The following is a 16,676-nucleotide window of genomic DNA, read 5'->3' as shown; positions in this document are numbered from 1 at the left end:
AAAGAAAGGGGCGCTTTATCCATACGCATTTCAGAACGCATCGAAGCAGGAACAGAAATCAGTCCGGGGGACTGATTTCCCTGCTTAGGCGCTTCGCACTTTTGCTGGAAATGCTTTTACGTCCCTTTTGTTTACCTCTCGGTCAGTTTCAACTCGATGCGGCGGTTTCGGGCGCGGGCATCAGGTGAATCCGAGGCTTCCAGCGGCTGATACTCGCCAAAGCCTGCCGCCACGAGGCGGTTGGCCGGAACGCCATTGGCGATCAGGAATTTGACGACCGCCGTCGCGCGGGCCGAAGACAGCTCCCAATTGTCTCGGAAACGTCCCGTACCGGCGAGCGGCACATTGTCGGTGTGGCCATCCACGCGCAGCACCCAATTGATATCGTCCGGGATTTCCTTGTTCAGCTCGATTACCGCGTCGGCGAGCTTCTTCATCTCCACTTCGCCAGCCGGGTTGATGTCCGACGATCCCGTCGGGAACAGCACTTCCGACTGGAAGACGAAACGGTCGCCGACAATGCGGATATTGTCCTTGTCGGAGAGAATTTCACGCAAGCGCCCGAAGAAGTCGGAGCGATAGCGGTTCAGTTCCTGCACGCGCTGGGCCAGCGCCACATTGAGGCGCTTGCCAAGGTCGGCAATCTTGGCGTTCGATTCGCGGTCGCGGCTTTCTGATGCGTTGAGCGCGTCTTCCAGTGCCGCAATCTGGCGGCGCAAGGCGGAAATCTGCTGGTTCAGCAATTCCACCTGACTGAGCGCGCGGGCGCTGACCTGTTTTTCGGCGTCAAGGCTTTCCGACAGTTCACCGGCGCGCTTTTCTGCAGCAGCACCCGCGCCGCTGCCCTCGTTCAGCAGCGTTTGCAGGCGCGAACGCTCGCTTTCGGCAGAGGAGAGCGAGGCTTGCAGATTGGCGATGGTGTCCTGCATGTCCTGCGAATTGCTCTTCTCCAGCGATAGTAGCTGGGTCAGTTCCTGAATCTGGCTGTTGAGGCGGGCCAGCACACTGTCCTTATTATTGACCTCGCGGCTGAGCAGAAACTGCGCCAGCACGAAGACTGTGAGCAGAAACATGATGGCGAGAAGCAGCGTCGTCAGCGCATCGACGAAGCCCGGCCAGTAATCGACATGTCTTTGCTGGCGGCGGTTGCGGGCAAGAGCCATGAGCCTTACTCCGCCTTATCGCTTTGATGTGTATCGTTGCGATCAGACTTGCGTTCGTGCGACGTCGCGCCAATGGCCTTGGACAGCCGGTCGAGCGTCTGGCGGATAGCCTTTTGCTCGTCAGCCTGCTTTTCCACCCAGTCACGCATGATCTGCTGTTCGCTACGCATGCTTTTCACTAGACCCTGAATACCCTCGGCCAGATTGGCGAGCGCAGCCGTCGTGCGCTGGGTGGAATCGCCGCCCTGCGTCTTCAGCCGCTCGGCCAATGCATGCAGTTCGCCTGCCTGACCATTTTCGGCGTTGAGGTCGGAACCAAGATCGGTCACGGAGGAAAGCCAGTTTTCGAGCTCGGTATAGAAACGGTTCTGGGCGCGGCCCGCCTGCAGGTCGAGGAAGCCCAGAATGAGCGAACCCGACAGACCGAACAGCGACGACGAGAAAGCGGTGCCCATGCCGGACAGCGGCGCCTGCAAACCGGCCTTCAGCGCATCTAGCACATCGCCGGTACTGCCAGAGCTTGGGTCCAGCGTCTGGATGGTGCGCCCGATGGAGCCAACCGTTTCTAGCAAGCCCCAGAACGTGCCGAGCAGGCCGAGGAAAACCAGAAGCCCGATGAGATAACGCGAGATGTCGCGGCTTTCATCAAGGCGTGTCGCGATGGAATCGAGGATCGAGCGCATTGACGTGGTCGTCAGCGCCATCGATTGCCGACGTCCGATCAGCGCGCGCATCGGCGCAAGCAGGACCGGCGGGCGGGTGGTGCCGTCGCGGTCGCCATCGCGGAAGGAATTGACCCAACGAATTTCGGGAAAAAGGCGCAGAACCTGCCCGAAAGCCAGCAATATGCCGACCAGCAGGACGCCGAGAATGAGGCCGTTTAGGCCGGGATTGGTAACGAAGAAAGTATGGATCTGCCGCATCAGCACCGCTGCCAGAAAGGCAACGATGATGAGGAAGATCACCATGGATAATATAACGATACGCGGGCTGCTCAGGCGATAGGGGTCATAATCGCGTCCCTCATCCAGACGTGTTCTCGGTTCCCTAAAGTCACTCATGCGTTCCGCTCCATCGTCGGCTGTTTGAGGGAGAGCCTACTTCATAAATTGGGGAAGCGGAATCGCCTGAGCAGGAAAAAATGAGCTGTAAAAAACTTCAGCGCGCCGGTGGCGCGCTGAATAAGGTTTCATCAGATGGAGTTTGGTCTGGATCAGATCGGCTTCTTGATCGTCTTGAGAAGTGCTGCTTGAACGGCTTCGTTCCCAGCAACAATGTTCTTCTTTTCGAACATGTTCTGTCCGCCGTCCTTATCGGAGACGAAACCGCCAGCTTCCCGGATCATCAGCATGCCTGCGCCGATATCCCATGGATTGACGCCTTCTTCCCAGAAACCATCGAGGCGACCGGCGGCGACATAAGCAAGGTCGAGTGCGGCAGCGCCCAGGCGGCGGACACCGGCTGTTTCGGCCATAACATTGCGCAGTTCGACCAGATAATGGCCATGATGGCCGCGACCAAGATGCGGGATGCCGGTGCCGATCACCGTATCGACCAGCTTGGTGCGGGCTGCAACGCGCAGACGACGATCATTGAGGAAAGCGCCACCACCGCGTTCGGCAGTGTAAAGCTCGTCCATGGCCGGATTATAGATGACGCCAGCTACGATCTGTCCCTGACGCTCAAGAGCGATGGAGACTGCGAAAACCGGGATACCGTGCAGGAAATTCGTTGTGCCGTCGAGCGGATCGATCAACCAGCGATGCTGTCCGTCCTTGGCTTCCACCTCGCCGGATTCTTCCATCAGGAAGCCGAAATCCGGGCGGGCGCGGCTCAATTCCGTATAGATGATCTGTTCCGCCTTGCGGTCCGCCTGGCTGACATAGTCGCCGGGGCCCTTGAGGGATACCTGAAGATTCTGGACTTCGCCGAAGTCGCGGGCAAGGTTACGGCCAGCTTTCATAGCGGCCTGTACCATAACGTTAAGAAGGGCTGAGCGGGCCATTTCTTTATCCTTTTTGGCAAGATCCCACGGCCATCGAAAAGGCGTGGATATGGGCGTGGATCGTGCAGTTAAACAGATCCTTGAAAATCCGAGGCGCGTGCACGCACACAGGCTTTCGAGGAATTGAGCAATCTGAGAAAGAACAGTCGCGGTACAATCGCGACAAGCTGCGATGCCCGTTGGGGCATCGCAAAAGACGGGCGCTGGATTAAGCGCGGCTGACGTAGGTCAGTTCATTGGTGTCGACGATCACGCGCTCACCGGAAGCGATGAAGGGCGGAACGAGGATACGGATGCCGTTTTCAAGCACGGCGGGCTTGTAGGACGAGGCTGCGGTCTGGCCCTTGACGACTGGATCGGCTTCGGTGATTGCCAGCGTGACCTGATCCGGCAGACGAATGCCGATCGGCTTTTCTTCGTAGAGTTCGACGGTGACCATCATGCCGTCCTGAAGGAAGGCAGCGCGGTCGCCCACGAAATCCTTCTGGAGTTCGAGCTGTTCGTAGGATTCCGTATCCATGAAAATCAGCGCTTCGCCCTGTTCATAGAGGAACGAAAAGTCCTTTTGCTCGAGGCGCACGCGCTCGACGGTTTCAGCGGCACGGAAACGCTCGTTGAGCTTGGTGCCGGTGATGAGGTTCTTCAGTTCGACCTGATTGTAGGCGCCGCCCTTGCCGGGCTTGACGGCGTTGGTCTTGACGGCAACCCAGAGCCCGCCGTCATGTTCGATGACGTTGCCGGGACGGATTTCGTTACCATTGATCTTCATGAGCTTGATCCGGAATGAATTGAAACCAATTGCGGTTCGTCACATGACAGCGAACGGGCAATCGCCCGCTTTGTCGAGAGATTGCGCAGGCGTCTATACTCGAACCGCGATAATCGCGTCTCCAAGACCACAAAACGGCGCTTTGTGCAAGCCTGAGCACGAAAAGAGAATCTTTTGGAGACGTAGAATCGTCAGAATTGCTAGCGAACTCTGAGATCGTTAGCCGTCTCGATAGCCTGTTTGATCTGATCATCGGCCAATCCGTCCATCAGATCGTTGAGGTCGGGAGAACGAAAACCGGCGCGCTGCGCAATGATATACCATGCCGCTGCCTTCACGGAATCGCCATCGGTGCCGATCCCGTCGCGATAAAGCCGGGCAAGCCAGACTTGCGCCATCACCATGCCGCGCCCGGCGGCAATCTGAATCCAGCGGAAGCCCTGTTCATAGTCCTTGTCGCCGCCACGGCCCTCCACCAGCCAGCGCCCAAGATCGAACTGGGCCGTGTCATAACCTTTGCGCGCCGCGCGGATCAGATATGTGCGGGCCTTGTTGTCGTCACGGGCGATCTTTTCGGTGCCATTGGCATAGATCTGGCTCATCGCATATTCGCCGTCGGCAAGCTTTGCCTCCGCCGCTTTCTCGAACCATGGGAAAGCAAGATCGAGGCCGGGTTTGCCTGGATGTTTCACCATCAGCATCTGGCCCCAGTTGAACTGGGCCATGGCATTGCCGCCTTCGGCTGCCTTCTGCATCAGGGCTTCGGCCTTGGCCTGATCCTTCTTGACGTAAGTGCCCTGTAGCAGCAGCGCCGCATAGCGGAACTGCGCCTCGGTGATGCCCTTTTCGGCGGCTTTGCCATACCATTCGGCTGCGAGCTTCTGGTCGGCAGGGATGCCCATGCCGCGCGCATACATTTCGGCAATCAGCGTCTGCGAAGCCGGATCGCCTTTTTCGGCCTGCGGTTTCGCCAGATTGAAGGCGGTCAGATAAAGCCCGCGCTGAAAAGCGCCGAAGGCCTCGTCGGCAGGCTTGTCGCCGAAGCGGCTCAGATCGATGGCGGGCATCGGGTCCGTCGTCGCGGGCTGTGGCAGCATCACCGGCTGCTTCGCGGGCTTGTCGCTTTTCTTGTCCTTGTGAGTACCCTTGGCACTATCGCTCTGGCTTTTCGCAGGCTCGCCTGCAGCGGCAGCCGGCAGGGCAGGCAGCGCGAATGTCAAAGCGGCAGCGAGAAGAAGTTTGCTCTTCGTGGGCATCAACAAGACCTTGGGAATGGAATGCGTTGGCTTAGTTTTCAAAACGCGGCGCGTGTTCATCGAGAAGGCGGTTTGCTTCCGCAACCGCTTTCGCCGGATCTTCCGCCTCGAACACGGCGCGACCGAGCGCCACGAAATCCGCGCCAGTCTCGGCTGCCGGGATGATGCTTTCAAGCGTGTTGCCAGCCTGCGCAATGGAGGGGATTTCGACCATTTGCGCCCACCATTCGGCTAGCGCAAGATTACGCGGATGTGCGTCCGGCTTGTTGTCCGCGCCGATCTTGCCGAAGAAAATATAGTCCGGCTGCAATTCGCCGATTTCCATCGCGCCATGACGGTCGCGCAGATTGCCGGTGCCCACGATCATTTTCGGCGTGTGCTTTTCGATGGCGTCTGCAAGCTCAGCCGCTTTGCCTTCAATATGCACGCCATCGGCGCCGACACGGCCAGCAATGCGCGTATCGTTCAAGATGAGGGCGGCTGCACCCTTTTCCTGGATGATCGGCACTGCCTTTGCGGCGACGGCCTGAAAGGTTGCTTCATCCAGATCGCCGGTGTCGAGAATCACACTTGCGACATCGCCGCCGGAAAGCGCTTCCGTCAAAAGTCTGGCCAAAACCGCGCTATCGGCAGTCGGCGGGGCGACCAGCACGATGCGGCAGCGTTCGGGTTCTGTCTTGGGAGCGGACTTGTTCATGGGGCGAAGCCTAACGAGAAAAACATGATGGAATTCGGGCAAGAGTGAAGTTCTGTTTATCCGAAACGGATGCAGCGCTCTATCTATTTGTTTTGGCGCAAATAGGCGCCTGGCTAATTGTCCTGATGCGTGTATGCGATCCAACGGGCCAAGAGCAAGCGCTGCGCGCGCGTCGTGGCAGCCCTGCCGGAGAAATCCGATAGCCGCTTAGCATTATGTTATCCACTGGAACGAAAGTTGATCGGAACCAACCCCGTTCTGCCGGGATTAATGGGTATATAAGGCCCATCAAACGTCGGGCAATAAACGCCCCGATGAAGCATGTGGCTTTCATCCGATCTCCCATTCGGAGAGCTGCAACTTGAGATATTGGAGAGCGTCGCGGTCCCAAGCGCCGGTGCTTTCCAGCAGAGACAGACAGGCTGGTAAATGACGATTGCGACCGCTAGAGAAGCGATGCCCGCGCCGACCGCGAAGGTGCGCGACACGCGCATTGACGTGTTTCGTGCACTTGCCCTGCTGACCATTTTCATCAACCACGTGCCGGGCACCATCTACGAGCATTTCACGCACAAGAATCTCGGCTTCTCCGATTCTGCGGAAGCCTTTGTGCTGATTTCCGGCATGGCCGTGGCGCTGGCCTATGGCGGCAAGTTCGGCCCCGGTAGCCGCCTTCTGCTGACATTGAAGATGTGGCGTCGTGCGGGTGTGCTTTATACGGCCCACATCATGACGACCATGGCTACGATCGCCATCTTTGCTTCCGCTGCGATTTTCCTGAAGCGCGCCGAGCTGCTCAAGGAAATCAATATCGAGCCGTTGCTCAAGCACCCGGTGGAATCGCTGTTCGGTCTCGTAACGCTGGGCCATCAGCTGGGCTACAACAACATCCTGTCGATGTATGCCGTCATGCTGGTCCTGACGCCGATCCTGCTACTGCTGGCGCGCATCAGCCTGCCCCTGATGCTGGGTGTCTCGGGCGTAGTGTGGTTCCTGTCGGGACTTTATAACGTCGCGCCGATCAATTATCCGACGGAAGGCGTCTGGTTCTTGAATCCGCTTTCCTGGCAGTTCCTGTTTGCCATCGGCATTGCAGGCGTGATGCATGTGCGCCGCGGCGGCCAGTTGCCCAACCATCCGGCGCTGATCGCCCTTGCCGTTGGCTATCTGGTGCTGGCGCTGGCCTGGGTCCGCATTCCGCTTTGGGGGATCGATGCCTCGATGGGCCTGCCGATGGTCATCACCGGTTTCGACAAGACTTTCCTGTCGGGCCCCCGTCTGCTGCACATTCTGGCGATGGCTTATCTCATTGCCGTTGTGCCGACGCTGAACAATATTGCCCGCACCGCGCCGGATAATCCGCTCGCCATCCTCGGCAAGCATTCGCTGCCGGTGTTCATCGCAGGCACGCTGCTTGCCATGGTGGCGCAGGTGATGAAGCTCGTGAACCCGGGTGGTCTGCCTTACGACACGCTGCTGATCGCAACCGGTATCGTGATGCAGTTCGCGCTGGCCTATTATCTGGAGTGGCTGCCGACAATTGGCTGGGGCAAGAACGGTGCGGCTGCCAAATCTGGCAAGCCTGTTGTGCCTGCCGCCGAGCCGGTGAAGATGCAGTCAGGACCGAAGCCGCAGCCAGCGCTGCAGCGCTATTGATAAAAAGCCGCCTTCGGGCGGCTTTTTCTTTCTGCGCGGCCGTCCCGCTGGCATTTTCCACAGGTCCAACTCAAAATTAACCATTCATTAATCTTAAGAGGGTTTAATCATTTACATCCAGTTCGGCTGGATTCTTACCGAGTGGTTTTGCCACTCTGTTTGACGCCTCCCTGTTAAACTCCTGAGAGCCGCCATTGCGGCTCTTTTTTTGTGCCTGCAAGGCTCTAGCCGCCAGCGTTTAAACGCATGAGGGGAACCGGAAACCGGTTCGACCCGTTCTGCTTGCAGGGATAGTTAACTACCCCTTGAAAATGTTAACCGAACGTTAAACATAATCTTGCGCGACCGTGCATGAAGGTGCAGTTTATCGTGGACTTGTTTGTCATGACAGTTCCGTCCGAACGTCCTGCGTGATCGAAAGACGGTTCAGCAATTTTCAGTCGCGTCCATTGTTCGGATGGATGCGGGCAACGGAATGGGCCGCCGATGCAGGCGGTCACGCAAGGTGGCAGAGCAGTGATTAGCGAACAGAGACAGATGCCGAGCAATATGATCAGCCTCGCGGAGCGCATGGTCTTCTCGGATTCGTTCAAGCCGATCTACAGCCAGGGCATGGATATGGTCGAGGAAGCGGCAAGCTATCTCGACGGTGAAGGCCGTGAAGAAGCGCGCAACCTGTCACGGATTGCCGCAACCCTTTATGCCGCCGAATCAATGCGCCTCACCACCCGTCTCATGCAGATCGCTTCCTGGCTGCTGCTCCAGCGCGCCGCCCGCAACGGTGAAATGAACCGCCAGCAGGTGTCTGCCGAAAAGGCCAAGGTGCGTCTCGACACGCCATCGGCGGGAGAAGGCGCGCCGGGCTGGAACGAGTTGCCTGCTGCCTTTGGCGAACTCGTGGAACGCTCGATGCGTTTGCAGGCGCGCGTGCGCCGCATGGACCGCGAAGTCTATGGCGATGTGGTTTCCTTGCAGGCCAATCCGCACGACAACCCGGTTTCCGAACAGATTGTGTTGCTGAAGACGGCTTTCGGCGCGTCTTAAGGGACAGCTGGTATTTCGGCTTTGACGGCCTGCTAATGGCGTTGTTTTCCGCTTCCGGTGCTCACGTACCTTATGTACGCTGCGCTCCGGTTCTCAAAGCCCACCATTTTCGGGTCGTCATAACCGAAATCTGCGCTGCCCCGACCGTGCTCTCGGCGCATGTTTCTCTTTTGTTCACTTTTCTGCTGTCAAGTGAATCCGTCTGAGGATAGGGTTCGCTTATGAAAGAAACGATTCGCATTATTGGCATCGATCCGGGCCTGCGCCGCACGGGGTGGGGCATTGTCGAATCGCTTGGCAATTCGCTGCACTTCATCGGCTCGGGCACGGTGACGTCGAATGCCGAGATGGATCTCGCCTCGCGTCTTTGCCAGTTGCATGAGGGGCTTTCCAAAGTCTTGCATGAATTCATGCCGCATGAAGCTGCGGTCGAACATACTTTCGTCAACAAGGATGCGACCGCAACGCTCAAGCTTGGCCAGGCGCGCGGCATCGCGCTGCTGGCACCGGCCCAGGCAGGTCTACCGGTGGCGGAATATGCGCCGAATGCGGTCAAAAAAGCGGTGATCGGCGTCGGTCACGGCGAAAAGCAACAGATTCACATGATGGTCAAAGTGCTGATGCCGCGTGCGTCGTTCGATACGAGCGATGCCGCCGATGCGTTGGCTATTGCGATTTGCCATGCCCATCATCGTCAGAGCATTGTAAGCGCCCGCCGGATGCAGGCGTTGTTAGCGGGGTAGAACCGGAATGATCGGCAAGCTTAAGGGCGTGATCGATGAAATTGCCGAGGATCATGCCGTCATCGACGTGCATGGCGTCGGCTATGTGGCGTTTTGTTCGGCGCGCACGCTGGGCAATCTCGGCGGAGCGGGCGAGGCGGCCATTTTGTTCATCGAAACCTATGTCCGCGAGGACATGATCCGCCTTTACGGTTTCGCCAATCAGCTTGAGCGTGAGTGGTTCCGCCTGCTGCAAAATGTGCAGGGCGTCGGCGCCAAGGTGGCTCTGGCCGTGCTTGGCACATTGTCGCCGTCGGAACTCGCCAATGCGATTGCGCTGCGAGACATCGCCATGGTGTCGCGTGCGCCGGGCGTCGGCAAGAAAGTGGCGGAGCGCATCGTCACCGAATTGAAGAACAAGGCCCCGGCTTTCGCTGGTGAGGCGAGCGGCACCATCGGGCTCAAGCAGGAGCTTGGAGCCGGTGCGGCCCCGGCCCCCGTCGCGGATGCCGTGTCGGCGCTTTCCAATCTCGGTTATTCGCGCGATCAGGCGGCGAATGCCGTCGCGGCTGCGCTGAAAGAAGCGGGCGAGGATGCCGATTCGGCAAAGCTCATCCGGCTTGGTTTGAAGGAATTGTCGCGGTGATTAGCTTGTGTCGGCGATATGTTCGTGCGAGGAGGAAGGCATGAGCGACCGCAACCCTCTCATCGATGCCGACAAACGCGTGGACGAAGACAATACGCTGCGCCCGCAGACGCTTGACGATTTCGTGGGGCAGGCAACGGCGCGCGCCAATCTCAAGGTCTTCATCGAAGCGGCCAAGGTGCGCGGCGAAGCGCTGGATCATGTGCTGTTCGTCGGACCTCCCGGTCTCGGCAAGACGACGCTGGCGCAGATCATGGCCAAGGAGCTGGGCGTCAATTTCCGCTCCACCTCCGGCCCGGTCATCGCCAAGGCTGGCGACTTGGCGGCTCTGCTGACCAATCTCGAAGAGCGCGACGTGCTCTTCATCGATGAAATTCATCGTCTGAGCCCCGCTGTGGAAGAAATTCTCTATCCGGCGATGGAAGATTTCCAGCTCGATCTCATCATTGGTGAAGGCCCGGCAGCGCGCTCGGTAAAGATCGATCTTGCCAAATTCACGCTGGTTGCGGCGACGACGCGTCTTGGTCTCCTGACCACGCCGTTGCGTGACCGCTTCGGCATTCCGGTGCGGCTCAATTTCTATACCGTCGAGGAACTCGAATATATCGTGCGCCGTGGCGCGCGCATCATGCAGATGGGCATTTCGCCGGATGGTGCGCTGGAAGTCGCGCGCCGCTCGCGAGGCACGCCGCGCATCGCCGGACGCCTGCTGCGCCGTGTGCGCGATTTCGCGCTGGTCGCCGGTAGCGACGTCATCGACCGCAAGATTGCCGATGAAGCGCTGTCGCGGCTTGAAGTGGATAATCGCGGCCTCGACCAGCTCGACCGGCGTTACCTCAATATCATCGCGCGCAATTTCGGCGGTGGTCCAGTCGGGATCGAAACCATCGCGGCGGGGCTTTCCGAACCGCGCGATGCGATTGAAGACATTATTGAACCCTATCTCATCCAGCAGGGCTTTCTGCAGCGTACGCCGCGCGGTCGCGTTCTGACGGCGATTGCGTGGCAGCATCTGGGATTGCCTGCGCCCGCCGAAATCATCCAGCAGGCGCAATTCGGCCTCTTCATGGAAGACAATGACTAAGACAACCGGGACTGATCGAAACGACCATGCGGCGCTTGAAGGCGTATCGGGTGCGCTGAAAGACGGGGCGCATCACCTTTATGCGCGCATCTATTATGCCGACACGGATTTTTCAGGTTTTGTCTATCACGGGCGCTATCTGGAATTTTACGAGCGCGGACGCACCGACTTCTTGCGCTTGCAGGACGTGCACCATATCGAGCTTGCCGAAGGTGCGCTTGGTGAAGAAATGGTCTGGGTCGTGCGGCGCATGGAGATCGATTACAAGTCTCCGGCCCGGATGGACGATCTGATCCTGATTGAAACGCGTGTCAGCGAAATACGCGGCGCGCGGGTCATCATGGCGCAGACAATCACCTGCGAAGGGCGCCTGCTTTCGGAAGCGAAAGTGGAAGCGGTGATGATCACCAAGGAAGGCCACCCGCGCCGGATACCGGACGAGTGGCGCGAAGCGTTTACCAAGGGACGCTGATTTTCTGCCGCCCTCCCAAGAATTGAGGGTGCGCCTATCGCGTTTATTTTTAAAGCGCTGGCTCATTTGATGACCGAATTTGGCATCCTGGGCCGTTATTGGTGCAAATGCTAACGCATCTTTAACCATAATCTCCGATTAATCATCCTGACGGAATCGGTTGAAGGGCAGGCGGCAAGCGCAGCGCCTTCCTTTCACCAAAATTAACCGTAACAAGCGCCGTAGGGATTTAAAGTTGTAAATCCGGCATGTGTGCTTTGGGGCGGTTGCGATGCGAATGTCTGCATGTCCTGCCTGGATGTGCGAACAGCGCTTGAAGCAGTTTCGGGAAAAGTGCCGAGCGTTTTTCCTGATCCAACTGCATCGAACAAGACGTAAAGCTGCGCAGATTTGGATCACCCGCATCAAAGGGCGATCCGTGACGATTTGCGATGCCGCCCGGTCCCGTGCCGGGCGTTTGGATTCAAAAACAGGATATTTCCAGCAGAAGTACGAAACAGCTCTGCGGATGGAAATGCCTAAAGACAGAGAAGGTTGGGGTCTGCGGTCCGGGTGTCGGACCGGCAAGAACCTCGAAACGGTGGATCGATGGAAAATGTTGCGTTAGCGGCCCCCGCCGCCGATGTTACCCTCTGGGGCCTGTTCATGCAGGCAAACTGGGTGGTCAAGCTGGTCATGCTGGGCTTGCTTGGCGCTTCGGTCTGGACCTGGGCTATCGTCGTGGACAAGGTGATCGCATATAGCCGCGCACGCCGCGCCATCGACCGCTTCGAACAGGCTTTCTGGTCGGGCCAGTCTCTGGAAGAACTCTATCGCAATCTCGGCGAACGCCGCACCACCGGCATGGCGTCGATCTTCATGGCCGCCATGCGCGAATGGAAGAAATCCTTCGAAAAGGGCGCGCGTTCCCCCATCGGCCTTCAGATGCGTATCGACAAGGCGATGGATGTCGCGCTGGCGCGTGAAAGCGAAAAGATGGAATCGCGCCTCGGCTTCCTTGCCACCATCGGTTCCGCGGCGCCGTTTATCGGTCTGTTCGGTACGGTTGTCGGCATCATGACCTCGTTCCAGGCCATCGCGGCCTCCAAGAATACCAGCCTTGCGGTTGTGGCGCCGGGTATCGCCGAAGCCCTTCTCGCGACGGCCATCGGTCTTCTTGCCGCTATCCCGGCCGTTATCGCCTACAACAAGCTCTCGTCCGATGCGGGCAAGATCGGCGGACGACTTGAGGGTTTTGCGGATGAGTTCTCCGCCATACTGTCGCGCCAAATTGATGAGAAGCTGACGCCGCGCAGCTAAGCGCCTTCCAGCGAATACGGCAAATCGAGCTTTCGGGAATTTTGCAATGGGCATGTCGGTCGGAAATGGAATGCAGTCGGGCGGACGCCGCAGGCGCGGTCGCAGACAAGCATTGATGAGTGAAATCAACGTTACGCCGTTCGTCGACGTAATGCTGGTGCTGCTCATCATCTTCATGGTCTCTGCGCCGCTTTTGACGGTTGGCGTGCCGATTGACCTGCCGGATACGCAGGCCAAGGCGATGAACGCCGATACGCAACCGATTACCGTTTCGGTCAGCAATGAGGGCAAGATCTACTTGCAGGAAACCGAAATTCCGATCGAAGAGGTTGTGCCGAAGCTTCAGGCCATTTCCAAGACGGGGTATGACGAGCGCATTTTCGTGCGCGGTGACAAGGCTGCCGATTACGGCACCGTCATGAAGGTCATGGCCCGCATTTCCGCCGCCGGTTTCAAGAATATCGGCCTTGTGACTCTCCAGGAGCAGGATAGCTGACGCCATCATGAAGGCTGGCCTGACATCTTCTGTAGCGCTCCATACCATCGTCATTGCGCTGGGGCTCTTTTCCTTTTCCTCGCCGAAGGCTTTCGACGTGCAGGATTCGGAATCGTTCCCGGTCGACATCGTGCCGATTGAATCCATCACGCAAATTCAGCAGGGCGAAAAGACGGCACCCATGAAGGAGAAGTCTGCGCCGATCCCGACCACCAAGCCGCAGACCGTTCCCGATGCCCAGAATGTCGGCGATCAGGACGTAGACACCACGACCCCGCCGAAGCCCGATACCAAGGCAAAGCCTATCGAGGCGGCGGAAGAGCCCAAAGCCCAGCCGGAACCGGTGAAAAAGCCGGAACCGAAGCCGGAGCCAAAACCCGAACCAAAGCCGGAAGAAAAGCCGACGCCGGTTCCCGCAACAGAAATGCAGGCCAAGCCTGAACCGAAGCAGGAAGTAAAGCCTGACCCGGTGGCGGAAGCCATCGAAAAGCAGGCCGAAACGCCGGATGCGAACACGCCGAAGCTGCCGGACAATGTTCCCGCGCCGCAGTCCAAGCCGAAGCCGCCCCAGGCGCAGACCGCCAAGACGCCGGATCGCAAGCCGACGGAAGAAAAGAAGCCGACGCAGTCCGCATCGCAGACCTCGCAGTCGAAGAAGGATGCGATTGCCGATGAGGTTGCAGCCCTTCTCAACAAGCAGAAGGCTTCCGGTGGTGGCGCGAAACGTTCGACCGATCAGGCTTCGCTCGGCGGCAAGAAGAATACCGGCGGCTCGAAGCTGAGCCAGAGTGAAATGGATGCGCTGCGCGGTGCGATTTCCAAGTGCTGGAACGTGCCAGCTGGTGTGGCCGATGCGCCGGGACTGGTTGTGACCGTGAAGATGAAGCTGAATCAGGACGGCTCCATTCAGGGCGTCCCGGAAGTGACATCGGGCGGTGGCGGCGACGGCGTTGGTCGCGCGGCGGCGGAAAGCGCCAAGCGCGCGGTTGCACGCTGCGCCCCGTATAATCTGCCCGTCGACAAATATGATTCATGGTCGGAAGTGATCGTCAACTTCGACCCGAGCGAAATGTTCTGATCGGGATTTCCCGGTCGCCAGACTAAATGAAGCCCAATAGGGGCAAAGGACAAAAGAGGTCCCAGAAGATATGAAAACCGGCATCATGAAAACAAAGATCCGGACAGTCCTCTCGGCTTTCGCCTGCATGATTGCCGCAAGTCTTGTCTGCACCATGCCTGCGCGCGCCGTGGTGGAAATCAACATCAACAAGGGTGTGATCGAGCCTCTGCCGATCGCCATCACGGATTTCCTGTCCGCGGACCAGCTTGGTCCGAACATCACGTCGGTCATCGCTGCCGATCTTGAGCGGTCCGGCCTATTTGCGCCCATCGACAAGGGTGCCTTCATTGAAAAGATTTCCAATCCCGATGCCGCGCCGCGCTTCGAGGACTGGAAGGTCATCAATGCGCAGGCACTGGTCACCGGTCGCATCACCAAGCAGCCGGATGGCAGGCTGAAGGCGGAATTCCGTCTCTGGGATACGTTTGGCGGTCAGCAGATGATCGGCCAGCAGTTCTTCACCTCGCCGGATAACTGGCGTCGTGTCGCCCATATCATCGCCGACGCCATCTATGAGCGCCTGACGGGTGAAAAGGGCTATTTCGATACGCGCATCGTTTTCGTCGATGAATCCGGCCCGGCCCAGAAGCGCATCAAGCGCCTCGCCATCATGGATCAGGACGGCGCGAATATCCGTTATCTATCCGATGGTCGCGACATGGCGCTGACCCCGCGCTTCTCGCCGAACCGTCAGGAAGTCACCTATATGTCGTTCGCTGGCGGTCAGCCAAAGGTTTACCTGCTGCAGCTCGAAACGGGCCAGCGTGAACTGGTCGGCAATTTCCCCGGCATGACCATCGCGCCGCGCTTCTCGCCGGATGGCCAGAAGGTCGTCATGAGCCTGCTTCAGGACGACGGCAGCGCCAATGTCTATGCAATGGATCTGCGCTCGCGCACCACGACCCGTCTGACCAACAGCCAGGCGATCGATACCAGCGCTTCCTATTCGCCGGATGGTTCTCAGGTTGTGTTCGCATCCGACCGCGGCGGTCGCCCGCAGCTCTATATCGCCGGTGCCGATGGCTCCAATCCGCGCCGCCTGTCGATGGGCGACGGCAGTTATTCCACACCGGTCTGGTCGCCGCGTGGCGATCTCATCGCCTTCACCAAGCAGTCGCAGGGTCAGTTCTCGATTGGCGTGATGAAGACCGACGGTTCGGGCGAACGCCTTCTGACATCGGGCTTCCACAATGAAGGTCCGACCTGGGCACCGAACGGTCGCGTGCTGATGTTCTTCCGCAAGGCGGCAGGCGCGGGCGGTCCAAAACTGTTCACCATCGATCTGACAGGTCGTAACGAACGTCAGATCCAGACGCCGAATTTCGCGTCCGATCCGGCCTGGTCGCCGCTGCTCGAATAGGCTGACGGTCGGAGAATCATAAAAAGATTAAGGCGCGGGATTTTGGTTCCGCGCCTTTTTCATTGGTCCTTATCGCGCGATATGCGATGTTTTTGGCCTACATTTAAGGCGATTGCCATAATCCGCCCCAAAAGCCCTGTTTCTGCCGCATTTTGCCATCAAGGCCTAAAAGCAGAATTGCAGTCGGAAACGCCGGTTGCATTTGGTCTCAAGACAATATTAACCATACTTCTTGAGCCTGCATTAACCTCGATATGATTATTGGTTGGTTACGCAGGAACATCAAATCTTAAGGAGCCTCGGCCCATGCGCCGCATCCAGTCGATTGCACGTAGCCCGATCGCTATTGCCCTATTCATGTCGCTCGCCGTCGCCGGTTGCGCATCCAAGAAGAATCTCCCGAACAATGCCGGTGATCTCGGCCTCGGCGGTGCAGGCGCGGCAACGCCCGGCTCGGCGCAGGACTTCACGGTCAATGTCGGCGACCGCATCTTCTTCGATCTCGACTCGTCGCTGATCCGCGGAGACGCACAGCAGACGCTTTCGAAGCAGGCCCAGTGGCTGCAGCGTTACCCGCAATATTCGATCACCGTCGAAGGTCATGCTGACGAACGCGGCACGCGCGAATACAACCTCGCTCTCGGCCAGCGTCGCGCTGCCGCCACCCGCGACTTCCTCGCTTCGCGTGGCGTGCCGACCAACCGTATGCGCACCATCTCTTATGGTAACGAACGTCCGGTCGCAGTTTGCGATGCCGACTCGTGCTGGTCGCAGAACCGCCGCGCAGTCACCGTTCTCAACGGTGCCGGCAGCTAAAATTTGCAAACGCACAACAGCGTTGCAGGAAAAGCGGCCTTCGGGCCGCTTTTTTTGTTTTCATGCCAATT

The 16,676-nt window shown here is 58.5% G+C and carries 17 protein-coding genes; 11 read left to right on the top strand and 6 right to left on the bottom strand.

The features are described 5' to 3' along the window. Positions 1-131: 131 nt before the first annotated feature. The 6 genes from ABWW11_RS20270 to ABWW11_RS20245 form a co-directional block, all read right to left on the bottom strand. Positions 132-1,163: a peptidoglycan -binding protein gene (locus ABWW11_RS20270; protein WP_109369756.1), complete on the bottom strand. Its 1,032-nt coding sequence runs from the start codon at positions 1,161-1,163 to the stop codon at positions 132-134. Positions 1,164-1,168: 5 nt separating this feature from the next. After that, complete coding sequence (locus ABWW11_RS20265) at positions 1,169-2,224, bottom strand: MotA/TolQ/ExbB proton channel family protein (RefSeq protein WP_319080529.1); 1,056 nt, start codon at positions 2,222-2,224, stop codon at positions 1,169-1,171. Between the two features lie 152 nt (positions 2,225-2,376). Beyond that, positions 2,377-3,168: an inositol monophosphatase family protein gene (locus ABWW11_RS20260; protein WP_109369754.1), complete on the bottom strand. Its 792-nt coding sequence runs from the start codon at positions 3,166-3,168 to the stop codon at positions 2,377-2,379. Positions 3,169-3,376: 208 nt separating this feature from the next. Continuing rightward, complete coding sequence (gene efp / locus ABWW11_RS20255; protein ID WP_109369753.1) at positions 3,377-3,937, bottom strand: elongation factor P; 561 nt, start codon at positions 3,935-3,937, stop codon at positions 3,377-3,379. A gap of 200 nt (positions 3,938-4,137) precedes the next feature. Then, positions 4,138-5,193 (bottom strand): tetratricopeptide repeat protein, encoded by a 1,056-nt coding sequence (locus ABWW11_RS20250; RefSeq protein WP_109370312.1) that lies wholly within the window; start codon positions 5,191-5,193, stop codon positions 4,138-4,140. Between the two features lie 31 nt (positions 5,194-5,224). Further along, entirely contained in the window at positions 5,225-5,890 is a 666-nt protein-coding gene (locus ABWW11_RS20245) for a thiamine phosphate synthase (RefSeq protein WP_109369752.1), read from the bottom strand. A 456-nt stretch (positions 5,891-6,346) separates the two neighbouring features. Here ABWW11_RS20245 and ABWW11_RS20240 point away from each other — a divergent pair, with 456 nt between their 5' ends. The 11 genes from ABWW11_RS20240 (at position 6,347) to pal (ending at position 16,605) form a co-directional block, all read left to right on the top strand. Next, on the top strand, positions 6,347-7,546 hold the full coding sequence (locus tag ABWW11_RS20240; protein WP_109370311.1) for an OpgC family protein: 1,200 nt from the start codon (positions 6,347-6,349) through the stop codon (positions 7,544-7,546). Between the two features lie 537 nt (positions 7,547-8,083). Continuing rightward, positions 8,084-8,590, top strand: coding sequence for a protease adaptor protein RcdA (gene rcdA, locus ABWW11_RS20235; protein WP_109370310.1), 507 nt, complete (start codon positions 8,084-8,086; stop codon positions 8,588-8,590). A 221-nt stretch (positions 8,591-8,811) separates the two neighbouring features. Next, positions 8,812-9,333: a crossover junction endodeoxyribonuclease RuvC gene (gene ruvC / locus ABWW11_RS20230; RefSeq protein WP_002964793.1), complete on the top strand. Its 522-nt coding sequence runs from the start codon at positions 8,812-8,814 to the stop codon at positions 9,331-9,333. A gap of 7 nt (positions 9,334-9,340) precedes the next feature. Beyond that, complete coding sequence (gene ruvA / locus ABWW11_RS20225; RefSeq protein WP_109369751.1) at positions 9,341-9,958, top strand: Holliday junction branch migration protein RuvA; 618 nt, start codon at positions 9,341-9,343, stop codon at positions 9,956-9,958. A 40-nt stretch (positions 9,959-9,998) separates the two neighbouring features. After that, positions 9,999-11,042 carry a Holliday junction branch migration DNA helicase RuvB gene (gene ruvB, locus ABWW11_RS20220; RefSeq protein ID WP_109369750.1) on the top strand — a complete coding sequence of 348 codons (1,044 nt, stop codon included), beginning with the start codon at positions 9,999-10,001 and terminating at the stop codon, positions 11,040-11,042. After that, positions 11,035-11,514, top strand: coding sequence for a YbgC/FadM family acyl-CoA thioesterase (locus tag ABWW11_RS20215; protein WP_109369749.1), 480 nt, complete (start codon positions 11,035-11,037; stop codon positions 11,512-11,514). Before ruvB ends, ABWW11_RS20215 begins: the two co-directional genes overlap by 8 nt. A gap of 588 nt (positions 11,515-12,102) precedes the next feature. Further along, positions 12,103-12,813: a protein TolQ gene (tolQ, locus tag ABWW11_RS20210; protein WP_078339480.1), complete on the top strand. Its 711-nt coding sequence runs from the start codon at positions 12,103-12,105 to the stop codon at positions 12,811-12,813. 46 nt (positions 12,814-12,859) lie between these two features. Further along, positions 12,860-13,309: a protein TolR gene (gene tolR, locus ABWW11_RS20205; protein WP_109369748.1), complete on the top strand. Its 450-nt coding sequence runs from the start codon at positions 12,860-12,862 to the stop codon at positions 13,307-13,309. Positions 13,310-13,316: 7 nt separating this feature from the next. Further along, positions 13,317-14,387, top strand: a complete 1,071-nt coding sequence (tolA, locus tag ABWW11_RS20200; protein ID WP_109369747.1) for a cell envelope integrity protein TolA — start codon at positions 13,317-13,319, stop codon at positions 14,385-14,387. Between the two features lie 70 nt (positions 14,388-14,457). Further along, on the top strand, positions 14,458-15,789 hold the full coding sequence (tolB, locus tag ABWW11_RS20195; protein ID WP_109369746.1) for a Tol-Pal system beta propeller repeat protein TolB: 1,332 nt from the start codon (positions 14,458-14,460) through the stop codon (positions 15,787-15,789). Between the two features lie 306 nt (positions 15,790-16,095). Beyond that, positions 16,096-16,605 carry a peptidoglycan-associated lipoprotein Pal gene (pal, locus tag ABWW11_RS20190; RefSeq protein WP_078339475.1) on the top strand — a complete coding sequence of 170 codons (510 nt, stop codon included), beginning with the start codon at positions 16,096-16,098 and terminating at the stop codon, positions 16,603-16,605. Positions 16,606-16,676 lie beyond the last annotated feature (71 nt).

It is taken from the genome of Brucella sp. NBRC 113783 (assembly GCF_040372265.1).
GTDB lineage: Bacteria > Pseudomonadota > Alphaproteobacteria > Rhizobiales > Rhizobiaceae > Brucella > Brucella teleogrylli.
The sequence above is the reverse complement of the archived record's forward strand: the minus strand, read 5'-3'. Positions and strand labels throughout refer to the sequence as shown.